Below are 11,836 nucleotides of genomic sequence, written 5' to 3'. Positions count from 1 at the left end.
CCAAGTTGTTACACTGCGCACAATTTAAGAATGGAGTGATATTTTGTCCGTTTCCTGTTTTACTTCTACCAATTCGCACCTCTGTAAGTTCCTGCGCACCACAGGCCGCGATTGGCGCAACACCATCTACATTGAGTGCGGCGACTGCCAGCGCGCCGTGAGCCGCAGCTGCAAGAATCTTCTCTGCGTCTTTGATACGACCGGTGCGCCGGTAATCGTGCCGGTGCATGATGTGGAGTACCTGTTCAGCACCACCGTGGACAAGTCCGAGTGCCGTGCCGTCCTCACAAAAGCCAACTTCTGTGAACTTTATAAAGGCTGGATCGACGAGCATATCCGCGACCCCCACGCCTGCCCGTTGAATGATCTGTACGTCAACTGGGAGATTCCAGACCCTAGTGCAGCGAGGATCTTTCTGAATCGGTAAATAGGCACTAAATAACAACAATCCCCAAGGTGTTGCCTTGGGGATTTGTTTGTATCGCACTCGATATATGACACTAACTTCGTTTTATCTTTTGTTCTTGTTGTTACATTTCCCTTGTGTTCAAGAACTTTTGTCTGATTTGCTTTACAGTCTCCAAATGTCTGTTTGCATAGAACTTTTTTACGGCATCGGACGTGTGCTCAACCTCTGAATTCAGAGCATTTTCCAACTTTTCAAGGTTTTTCCTTGTGACTTCTGTATCCGTCTCGTCACGTTCTACTGCGCCACCCCTAAAAGATATTTCTTTTAATATAGTTAGCATTTCTTGCTGTTCCGATATATTTGCTTTTTTGTACGCAGAGAGAAATGCGGCAAGTAGCTCGTCATTAAAGCATACAAGTATTTTAGATTTCGCTGCGAGACCTCTTTCGTATGTTGGGTTCTTTAAGTAATCTATAAAGAAAATCTCGTTCATTAAGTATGGCCACTGATCTTGCAACTTCTCTATTTCCTCATTGAGCGATTGTTCTTGTGGCGTCAATTTAGTTTCGCCTTCGTCTCTCATAAGTCTTCGGTGTCCACGTTCTTCACAAATATCTCCCTTTATAATTTTAGCTTTTCTATTATGGAATCCCTGAAGCAATCTTGCATCATCAACGTCACACTGTATAGGAACACCTATTTTCCGGAAATCATCAAGCCTTCCTAAAAGAGCCACATAATCATCCGTTGTTAGCTTTCCATCATATGCCTGCTGTAATACTTGTGGCAGCCCCCGGTCAATAATCTCTTGGCTCAACTCCCAGAAAGCCTTATCGAGAACTTCCCGCTCCGGTGCAGTTTCTTTTACTGAAAAGCGTTGATTCAAAGCGGCTTTTATGCGCTGTTCATTCCACTCGCCTTCAATCATCCAACGAATAAGCGGTTGAATTCGATATTGTGCATTATATCTTTTATACTTACTATTTTCACCATCTTGTGTTGTTTGCCATCGAGGGGGATTCCGTTTTTTATCCTCTGCTTTTTCTTCCAAAAAATTAAAATGGTATTCATCATATTCATCCATTTTTTTGTAGTTTCCACCCTTCACTTCGAAAAGGTACGCGACAAACACATATAGTGCCTCTCCCATACCATCAGTAGGAAGTTTTAGGCTGTGCCATAACCCATACACACGTTCAAAATCTATCAAACATGATTTGAATGTTCTGAGATTGCGACTCCCGCTTTCTTCAAATACTTGGAATAGCTTTGGGCTTTCTTTTTTCAAGAATTCCTTGTATTCACTTGTTTCTGTCTTGTAGTCTTCAATCATTTCCTGTTGGATTCTTCGATACTCCACGTCCAACTTGACTGTTCGCTCTACAACTTTTTCCTTAAAAGTTTTGTAATTTTCCTCATCTTCTATATTATCTTCCGATGCAATTACTATTGTCTTAATTCTTTTGTCTTCTACATAGGTATTTATAATTCCCAATAAATCAATTACACCGATTTTACATCGCTCAAAATCGTCAAATACTAAAACCAATTTCTTTTTAACAGGCTGCTCTTCCCCTGCAACTATACAATAGACTTCTTTCTCAATCGGTAAAAAATCATGGATATCAATGGACAGCAACATATTCGCACTTTTTGCTATCTTTTTGATTTTTCCAAAGTCAAACAGTTCACCAAAAGCCGCTGCCTTTTCTGAAAGCTGTTTTGCGATATTGACACCTTTTGCAATATGTCCTTTCCCCGATTTTTCTGCTTTATTGAATGTCTGGGCATATGCCACAGCTTCCTTTACCTTTTTTGATAATGTGTTTGTGTCCTCGATTCCGAATAGCGACACAACCGCCATCAAATATTTAGGTTCTTGATTCAACTTCTTCTCAATTTGACGTATTAGATATGTCTTCCCGCTACCCCATTTTCCCGTAACGAGCAGCGCACCATTCTGGTCCTGTTCTTCTATATAATTTTCAATTTCTTCTATTGTTTTCACAGGAATTATTCCTCCCATATCATTTCAGAAACTACAAGTGCTTTTTAGTCTATACTTCTCACACAGTTTCCTCCGTTGCCCGCTCTTTCCTATACTGCGCCGGTGACTTCCCTATCTCCTTCTTAAACACCCTGCTGAAATACAGCGGGTTCTCATACCCTACGATTTCGGAAATTTCCTTGATGTTGTAGGTCGTCCGCTCCAACAGGCTTTGGGCGTTGACCATGCGCAAGGAGAGGATGTACTGGGCCGGGGACATACCGGCGTACTGTTTGAAATTGTGTATAAACCAGTTGGTGCTGATGTGCAGGGATTCCGCATAATCGTCTATACTTATCTTTGTGTTATAGTTCTCGTTGAAGTAAGCCGCCGCGCGTTCAATTTGCTCTTGGACGTTGCCAGTGGTTTTTTTCTGTTCATGCTGTTGGCGGTTCACCAACAGCAGAATATCGTTGAACAGCGATGCAATATAGTCCTCGTACCCATAGCGGCACAGCTGCAACTCCTGAATGATTTTGCGGAACAACGCCTTGTAATCCGGCAGCACACCGCAGTAGAACACATGCTCATCGAGCGAGATGCCGTGATACGCCAGTATGTTCTTTACATCTCTGCCTGTGAAGTGAATCCAGAAAACTTCCGGGTTATCTTCCAGATAATATACATATTTTTGAATTTCTTCCGGCTTGTACAGCACCATATGGCCCGCGCTGACGATTTCTTCCCTGCCGTCAAACCAGAAATGCGTCTTGCCGTTTGCCACATATAAAATCTGGTAATCCCTGCGCCCTTTCTGCCAGTAAGTCGGTAGTTTGGGGCGCGTTTTCAGCCGGTAGGTGCCGCAGCTGCCCACCACCAACGGCGTGGAGTTGTCTTTGAAATCTGTACGGGAATTGTTCAGATAGCCAGAGTTAATGTACACAAAAATCTCCTCCTGTTTTTGTGAATATTGCGAGGTTCTTCGTCCATTTTACCTTCACTTTACAAAAAGCCATTGATTTTGTGCATATTTAGTGCAATACCGTTTATGTTTTATTGTATATGGAAATTGTATAATAATTTCATACGAAACGCAAGCAGAACTGTATAAATCACAGGAGGAGAATGGATGATTATTCCGCACTATTACGAGGACCCGCACACACTGCATGTGGGTACCATGCCGAATCGTGCCTATTACATTCCGGCATCCCGGCGCAGCGATGCTTTAGTTGAGCACCGCGAGACCTCGGATCGCTTCCAGCTTTTGAACGGCAGCTGGAAATTTCGGTACTACGCCAGTATTTATGACTTGCAGGATGCTTTCTATGAGGTCGGCTATGATGCCTCCGCTTTTGACAGCATCCCGGTCCCCAGCGTGTGGCAGAACCACGGCTACGACCACCACCAGTACACCAACATCCGTTATCCGTTCCCCGCTGATCCACCGTATGTTCCCAAAGAGAACCCCTGCGGCGCTTACCTCTACGACTTCACCTACCAAAAGGATGCCGCTGCCCCGCGCGCATTTCTGAATTTTGAGGGCGTTGCCTCCTGCTTCTACGTCTGGCTCAACGGTCAGTTTGTCGGGTACAGTCAGGTCGCCCATTCCACAAGCGAGTTCGATGTAACGAAGTTTTTGCAGGACGGCACCAACCATCTGGCGGTCCTCGTGCTGAAATGGTGCGATGGCAGCTACATGGAAGATCAGGATATGTTCCGCATGAACGGCATTTTCCGTGATGTCTACCTGCTGCGCCGCCCGGAACAGTGCATTGAGGACTATTTCATCACCACCAACATCCACGGCAGCACCGCAGGGGTTGCTGTCCGCCTGCGTTACTACGATTCCGCTGTTGCCACCCGCATCACCCTCTACGATGCAGCCGGCACGATGGTCGGCAGCGTAACGCCCGTGGAAGCACTGGATGATGCGGCATTCCCCTATCATGCAGAAATCACCGTTGTTGACCCGACACTCTGGAACGCAGAGCAGCCCTACTTATATACCCTTGTGTTGGACACACCCTGCGAGACCATTACGGACCGTGTGGGCATCCGTGAGGTTCATGTTGCCAACAACCAGATTTATGTCAACGGCCAGTCCATCAAGTTCCACGGTGTAAACCGCCACGAATCCGATCCCGTCACGGGATATGCTGTTGGCTTTGAGCAGACGAAAAAAGACCTGCTCATGATTAAAAAGCACAACTTCAATGCCATCCGCACCAGCCATTACCCGGATGTGCCTTACTTCTATCAGCTCTGCGACCAGTACGGCTTCTTTGTCATTGATGAAGCCGACAATGAGAGCCACGGTGCGTCCGAATACTATTGCGAGGGCAACGAAAGCTGGCCCAACCACGTTGAAAACTGGAACAAGCCCATCGCAGACAACCCGGAGTTCACCGAGGCCACCGTAGACCGCACCCGCCTCTGCGTGGAGCGTGACAAGAACCGTCCCTGCGTCATCATCTGGTCGATGGGCAACGAGAGCGCCTACGGCTGCACGTTCGAAGAAGCGCTGGCATGGACAAAGAGTTTTGACCCCCGCCGCCTGACCCACTACGAGAGCGCCCAGTACCGCAGCAAGAACCGTAAATACGATTTCTCGAACATTGATATGTTCAGCAATATGTACCCTTCTCTCGAAAGCATTCAGGAATATCTGGACAACGAGCCGGACAAACCCTATATCATGTGCGAGTACAGCCATTGCATGGGCAACGGCCCCGGCGATTTGGAGGATTACTTCCAGTTCATTCAGAGCCATGACGGCTTGGTCGGCGGTTTCCTGTGGGAGTGGTGCGACCACGGTATTTATAAAGGGAAGATGCCCGACGGCCGCGACATCTATTATTACGGCGGCGACCACAATGAGTGGCCGCATGACGGCAACTTCTGCATGGACGGTCTGGTCTACCCTGACCGCCGCCCGCACACCGGGCTGTTGGAGTTCAAGAACGTCTATCGCCCGGCGCGTGTTGTGAAGTACGACCGGGAATCCGGCATGCTCATGCTGCACAACTACATGGACTTTGTTGATTTGACCGAGTATGCCGCACTAACCTATCAGGTAAGCTGCGACGGCGAGGTCATCGACAGCGGCTTCATCCCCTACCCTGACGGTTTCACCCTGCCGCCGCACAGCGAAAACGCCTTGCCGTTGGCCGTCCATATTCCCGATAAAGGCAAGTGTTTCCTGAAAATCTTCTACCATTGCGATAAAGACCTGCCCTTGCGTTCGGAAGATCATCTTCTGGGTTTTGATGAAATCCTGCTGGAAAACGAAGACAGCCGCAACCAGAAAACTTTGGCTATGTGGAGTGATGCCCCTTCCAACAGCACAATCACTGTTCAGGAGACGGACCGCCATTTGACGCTGCGCGGCAAGAACTTCACCTACAACTTTAATAAGCTGACGGGTCTGTTCGCCGCGATGCAGTACGAGGATGCAGTCCTGTTGGACAAGGAAATGGAGTTCAACATCTGGCGTGCTCCTACGGACAATGACCGCAAGCTGAAGCTGGATTGGCTGGCTGCCCGCTATGACCACTGTATGACCAACGCCTACCGCACCGAGTATCAGGTGACGGACAGCGGTGTGACTCTGCGCGCCAAAGTCGGCATTGCACCGATCAGCTTGCAGAAATTCCTTGATTTGGATGTCTGCTGGACGATTTCCAACAGCGGTGCAGTAACGCTGGCACTGCACGCTGAGCGCAACACGGTATTCCCCGAACTGCCGCGCTTTGGCCTGCGCCTGTTCCTGCCAAAAGAAATGGCCCGCGTCAGTTACTTCGGCATGGGTCCGATGGAAAGCTACTGCGACAAGCACCATGCTGCCAGCCACGACTACTTCAGTTCCACCATCTGGCAGCAGCACGAGGACTACATTCGCCCGCAGGAGAACGGCAGTCACTATGATTGCGATTATGTCCAGCTGGATGGCGCTGGCATCAAGCTTACCGCTGTCGGTGCAAAGCCGTTCTGCTTCAACGCCTCGCACTACACGCAGGAAGAGTTGACTGAAAAGGCGCACAACTATGAGCTGCATCCCTGTGACAGCACCGTTCTCTGCCTTGACTATGCACAGAACGGCATCGGCTCTGCCAGCTGCGGGCCGCGTCTGGCGGAGCAGTACCGCCTTAACAACGCTTCCTTCGATTTCAGCATCCGTCTGATTCCTGAAAAAGCATAACCCCTACACAAAAGAATGGAGAAAATCTCATGTCTGAAAACACGGAAAGACGCTATTTAAAATGGTATAACAAGGTCGGTTACGGCTCCGGCGATGTTGCGGGCAACGTGGTCTATGCGTTCCTCTCCTCGTTCGTTATGATTTACCTGACCGACACCGTCGGCCTGAATCCCGGCATCGTCGGCACGCTGATCGCTGTGTCCAAGCTGTTTGACGGCATTACCGACATCTTCTTTGGCTCGATGATCGACAAGACGCACTCCAAGCTGGGCAAGGCCCGTCCGTGGATGCTCTACGGCTACATCGGCTGCGCCATCACACTGGTCGGCATCTTCGCCATCCCCATGGGCATGAGCGAGTTTGCCAAGTACGCATGGTTCTTAATCTGCTACACTCTGCTGAATGCCGTGTTCTACACCGCCAACAACATCGCCTACTCTGCCCTGACCGCCCTTGTCACCAAGAACAGCGCCGAGCGCGTTGAGATGGGTTCCTACCGCTTCATGTTCGCATTCGCCACCAGCCTTGCCATCCAGTCCGTCACGCTGCTGGCTGTCTCCGCACTGGGCGACACCGCCGAAGCATGGCGCACCGTGGCTATCGTCTATGCCATTATCGGTCTGATTGTCAACACGCTCTCTGTTTTTTCCGTCAAGGAATTGCCGGAGGAAGAGTTGGTCGATACCTCGGTTAAAGCAGAAATCGAGAAAGACGAGAAGTACAGTCTTGTCGAAGCTGCCAAGCTGCTGGGTTCCAACAAATACTACCTGATGATCTGCGTCACTTACATTTTGCAGCAGATTTACGGTGCCATGATCAGCATGGGTACCTACTACACCGCCCATATCCTTGGCGACAAGAACCTGTTCGGCGTGTTCTCTTGGGCCATCAACATTCCTTTGATCATCGCACTGGTCTTTACCCCGACCCTCGTTGCCAAGATGCACGGTATGTACAAACTGAACGTCGGCAGCTATGCCCTTGCTACCGTGGCCCGCGCGCTCGTTGCCGTGGCCGGCTATACTGGCACCGGCGATGTCAAGATGATGCTGCTCTTCACGGCCATCGCTGCACTGGGTCAGGGCCCGTGGCAGGGCGACATGAATGCCGTTATCGCCTCCTGCTCCGAGTACACTTGGCTGACGAAGCACAAGCGCGTGGACGGCACGATGTACTCCTGCACCTCGCTCGGTGTCAAGCTGGGCGGCGGTCTCGGCACCGCCATCACCGGCTGGCTGCTGGCGTTCAGCAACTACGATAAGGCGCTGGCTGTGCAGCCGGAATCCTGCATCAATATGCTGAAACTCATGTACCTCGTAATTCCCTTTGTGCTGGACGCCATCATCACCTTTATCCTCTCCCGCATGAAGGTCGAGGAGGCCAACGATAAGATTCGCGCCGAAATGAAAAACTGATATTCACTATTCTCCTTCTCAAAATACCTCACGCATGCGATTTGCGCGCGAGGCATTTTTCGTTATATCAAACTTTTTAACTGAAATTATTATATACCTATTGAAATTTGCTATACAAACCAAAATTGCATCAATAATGGGGAGGCTGTTCCCATTATTGATGCAATTTTGGTTTACATGCTCTTATTTTGATTTTGCATTGATCAGGCTTTCTTCGTCACATATCCCTTGCGCATGACGGAGGTGATCTCGATCTGCGCGCCGAGCTTGTGGCGCAGCTTGGCGATGTGCATATCGACCGTTCGGGTGTGGATGGGCGCGGTGATACCCCAAACCTGCGCCAACAGCTCGGAGCGGGTGGTAATGCGGCCGGCGTTGTCGAGCAGATACAGCAACAGGTCGAACTCAGTCTGCGTCAAGTACACAGCCTTGCCATTTTGCGATACCTGCCGTGCGGCGGCGTCAATTTGTAAATTGATGTTGTTCATCATGTGTAATACCTGATTATTCGTAAAATCCGGCGTGACCGTTGTCTAGCAGCCATGCGTGTATAGTACTGATTTACAAACCTCTGCAAAGGCTCACAACGCGTCCAAATCCACGCCCGCCCACTCGTAGGCTTCCGTCAAATCGTTGCCGATGGCCCATGCAAGCGCCGCGGCTACAACGACCAAAAATATCGGCACCCACAGCAAATTGTACGGCGCGCCCGCGGCGTTCGTGCCCTGCGTTTGGCACAGTGCGGCGGCGTGGAACAGCGGGTAAAAGCCCAGCCATTCGATGCCGTTGCTCATACCCGAAAGCGCCAGCAGCGCGGGCAGGCAGTAGCCGACCGCCGAAACGAACAGCGCCGCCAACAGGCTACCCAATTTTTGCCCCAACCACAGCGTCAGCCGCGCCATGCACAGGCAGGCTGCTGCGCGGCAGAGCAGCCAGAACAGCAGCAAATCAGAAAGCGTGATACATTTCGGCACAGCCTCCAGCTCCGAAATACTCATCGCCGGAGCCAGCAGCGCGGGCAAGCCGTAATCGCGCAGCACCTGCCACAGATGCGGCAGCACCGTGCCCGCGGCGATCCCCAGCGCCGCCAAATCGCTCTGGCGCAGCTTTGCGCGCACGGTCGCACGGCGGCCCAACGGTGTGGCGCGCAGCACGGTCTCCATGCCGCCCTTGCGCTCCATCGCAAACAGGCCGCTGAAGCACAGTGCGCACAGTAGCCCGGCCCACAGCGTGTCCTGCACGTCAGCGGTACCGCTGAAGCCGAACAGCTTTTTGTAGCCGCTCTCGTACACCAGCCACGCGCCGGGGTGCTCTTTCAGATAGTAGTTGATGTTGTTCTGCACGACCTGTTGGTAAATGTTGTATTTTTGCTGTAATGCGCCGTAGGCCAGCATCGCCTCGCTGCTCAGCTCGCTGCGCGCCACGCGCCGCTGTACGGCCAGCATCGGGGCAAACTCCTCGCCCTGTGCGGTCAGCCAGTCGCGGCTCTCCGCCGTCCACGGGCCGGAGATATGCTTCATGTAGTAGGCGTAATAAATTTCGTCGGCATCAATATAGCTTTCGCTTGTCACGCCCTGATACACGCCGAACGCCAAGAACGCTGCCAGGAACACTGCCGCGCCGTTCAGCACAAACAGCTTGCGACCCTCTTCCTTTATAATAGAGGTCGCTTTCGTCCTGCGCGTCAGCCCCAACACAAGGCCGCGCTTGGCGGCGGGCAGCAGCTGTGCGCGGGCGAATACCATGCAGAACGCCGCAGCGAACAGCGCTCCGTAGAACACCGCCGCCGTCCACTCGACCAGCGGCAGCCCGATCGGTGTGCCAAACCAGAACAGGTTGCGATAGTTGCCGAGCAGCTCGTTGGTTTGCAGAAGGCTGACGAGGTTTGCGTATTTGATTACGTTCAAATGGCTCGTGGCCGGAATAGCCGCGCGCACGCCGTACATCGCCAACGGCAGCGCCAACGCGCCGATCCAGCCCGCGGCGGCGCGGCGCGCCGTCAGCGCCGCCAACATGACCCAAAGGCCCATCACGAACGCCCCGGCCCACTTGGCCAGCAAAAACCGCAGCAGATACCGCCCGACCGTGATCTGCATCGTGCAGCGCATCAGGGCCGGCACGCTCTGAATCGTGCGCGTCAGCGGGCCCAAACCGAAGCTCGCACCGCAGTAGGCGAGATTCACGCCGTACAAAAGCGCCAACACAGCCAACAGGCTGACGCCGAACGCCGCTAATTTGGCCAACGCCGTTTGCAGACGCCCGCCCGGCAGGCTGCGCACAAGGCCCAACAAACCGCTGTCGCGCTCCTGCCGAACCAGCAGCAGCGCCAACAGCAGCATGGCGGCCAGTAAAATCAGGTCAGTAAAGGCGTAGGAGATCGCCGTGTACAATCCCTTTTGAGGGTAGTAGTCGATCTCGGTCGCGCCCAGTCCGGCGTAGACCTCGGCGGTTTGCTCGATGTTTTTCAGGTCGTAGCCGGTTTTGTCGTTCTGAAAGATCGAGATGCCCGCCAGCTGCGTCGCCTTGGTCTGCACGCCGTCCAGAAAATCGGTGTAGGCAGCCACGGTGTCGTACTCGTTTTGCAGCTGATTGAACAGGCGATATTCGGTGTTCAGGTCGTCGGTGAACAGTGTATAGCTTTTGTCCTTGTATTCCTGCTCGTAGGCGTCGAACATTGCAGCGTTCTCGTCGCGGTAGGCTTGCAGGTAGCTGCTGCCGGCGTAGGCCATATCGCGGTAGAAGCCGCCGATCTTGACAAGGCTCTCAATCTCGGTATATTTCCCGTGCAGGTATGCGCCCTTTTCTTCCATTGTCAGGCCGTCGAGCTGCGCGCCGACGGCGCGGTAGGCTGCGGCGGACGGCTGCCCCGCGGTCGGGCGGGTACCCATCCAGAGCAGCAGCAGATTGGCGGCGGCCAGCACGGCTAGTAAAAGCGGGAACAGCCGGTTGCCCCACACCTTGCGCAGCTCGGCAAAAAACAGGCTCATTTGCCGTCCCCCTCACCGAACACGTTCAGGTAGACATCCTCCAGCCCTTGGTCGGGTGCGTATTTGGCAATCAACTCCGGCACGGGCGCGGCATCCACGATCTTGCCGGCGCGCAAAAGAATAACTTTGGTTGCTACTGTTTCTACATCCGAAACAACGTGCGTTGCCACAAGAATAATGCGGTTCTGTGCCATACCGGCCAGCAGCGTGCGCAGGCGCACGCGCTCCTTGGGGTCAAGACCCGCCGTCGGTTCGTCCAAAATCAACAGCTTGGGGTCGCCCAGCAGGGCAGCGGCCAACAAAAGGCGCTGCTTCATGCCGCCGCTGTACGCCGAAAGCCGTTTATCGAGCTCGTCAGTCAGGTTGACGGCCGCGGCCACGCGCGCGACCTCGCCGGGCACGGCGACGCGCGGGATTTCCTTCAGCGCGGCCATGTAGGCGAGAAAGCGGCGGCCGGTGTAGCTGTCGTACAGGCCCTGCTGCTGCGGCATATAGCCGAGCACGCGGCGGAACGCGATGCCGTGCGCGTGGTGGCCGCACCACAGCACCTCGCCCGAATCGGCGGTCAGCCCGCCGGTGATGATGCCGATCAGCGTGCTTTTGCCCGCGCCGTTCGGCCCCAAAAGACCATACAGGCCCGGGCCGAGGGTGAGCGACACCCCAGCCAGAGCCTGTTTGGTTTTCGGTTTGCCCTGCCCGCGGCGGTGCAGCAGCGGGGCGGGCAGCAGATAGGTTTTGCGCAGATTGTTCAATTCCAGTTGCATGGCAGATGTACGCTTTCTTTTGTGCAGGATGGTGAAGCTTTGCCCGCATGGTACCACCGGGTTGTTACGGATT

At 52.9% G+C, this 11,836-nt stretch carries 8 protein-coding genes; 3 read left to right on the top strand and 5 right to left on the bottom strand.

The window, feature by feature from the left end:
* Positions 1 to 43: 43 nt before the first annotated feature.
* A complete protein-coding gene (locus tag OGM81_11010) occupies positions 44 to 427 on the top strand; it encodes a hypothetical protein (protein ID UYJ42862.1) in 384 nt (127 codons plus the stop codon).
* 103 nt (positions 428 to 530) lie between these two features.
* On the opposite strand, the gene OGM81_11005 is transcribed toward OGM81_11010, so the two are convergent.
* Positions 531 to 2,417 carry a KAP family NTPase gene (locus tag OGM81_11005; GenBank protein UYJ42861.1) on the bottom strand — a complete coding sequence of 629 codons (1,887 nt, stop codon included), beginning with the start codon at positions 2,415 to 2,417 and terminating at the stop codon, positions 531 to 533.
* 58 nt (positions 2,418 to 2,475) lie between these two features.
* Positions 2,476 to 3,339: an AraC family transcriptional regulator gene (locus OGM81_11000; GenBank protein UYJ42860.1), complete on the bottom strand. Its 864-nt coding sequence runs from the start codon at positions 3,337 to 3,339 to the stop codon at positions 2,476 to 2,478.
* Positions 3,340 to 3,525: 186 nt separating this feature from the next.
* On the opposite strand from OGM81_11000, the gene OGM81_10995 reads away from it, so the two are divergent.
* Both OGM81_10995 and OGM81_10990 read left to right on the top strand, forming a co-directional pair.
* Entirely contained in the window at positions 3,526 to 6,597 is a 3,072-nt protein-coding gene (locus OGM81_10995; GenBank protein UYJ42859.1) for a DUF4981 domain-containing protein, read from the top strand.
* 29 nt (positions 6,598 to 6,626) lie between these two features.
* Entirely contained in the window at positions 6,627 to 8,012 is a 1,386-nt protein-coding gene (locus tag OGM81_10990) for a glycoside-pentoside-hexuronide (GPH):cation symporter (protein UYJ42858.1), read from the top strand.
* 203 nt (positions 8,013 to 8,215) lie between these two features.
* Here the strand turns inward: OGM81_10990 and OGM81_10985 are convergent, their stop codons facing one another.
* The 3 genes from OGM81_10985 to OGM81_10975 all read right to left on the bottom strand — a co-directional run bounded on the left by OGM81_10985 (position 8,216) and on the right by OGM81_10975 (position 11,763).
* The gene (locus tag OGM81_10985; protein ID UYJ42857.1) at positions 8,216 to 8,503 is read right to left on the bottom strand and encodes a winged helix-turn-helix domain-containing protein; all 288 of its coding nucleotides are present in this window, start codon (positions 8,501 to 8,503) and stop codon (positions 8,216 to 8,218) included.
* A gap of 90 nt (positions 8,504 to 8,593) precedes the next feature.
* On the bottom strand, positions 8,594 to 10,999 hold the full coding sequence (locus OGM81_10980) for a hypothetical protein (protein ID UYJ42856.1): 2,406 nt from the start codon (positions 10,997 to 10,999) through the stop codon (positions 8,594 to 8,596).
* Positions 10,996 to 11,763: an ATP-binding cassette domain-containing protein gene (locus OGM81_10975; GenBank protein ID UYJ42855.1), complete on the bottom strand. Its 768-nt coding sequence runs from the start codon at positions 11,761 to 11,763 to the stop codon at positions 10,996 to 10,998. Before OGM81_10975 ends, OGM81_10980 begins: the two co-directional genes overlap by 4 nt.
* Between the last annotated feature and the right edge of the window lie 73 nt (positions 11,764 to 11,836).

Source organism: Oscillospiraceae bacterium (assembly GCA_025758045.1).
Taxonomy (GTDB): Bacteria; Bacillota; Clostridia; order Oscillospirales; family Ruminococcaceae; genus Gemmiger.
This window is presented reverse-complemented; position numbering and strand designations above follow the sequence as displayed.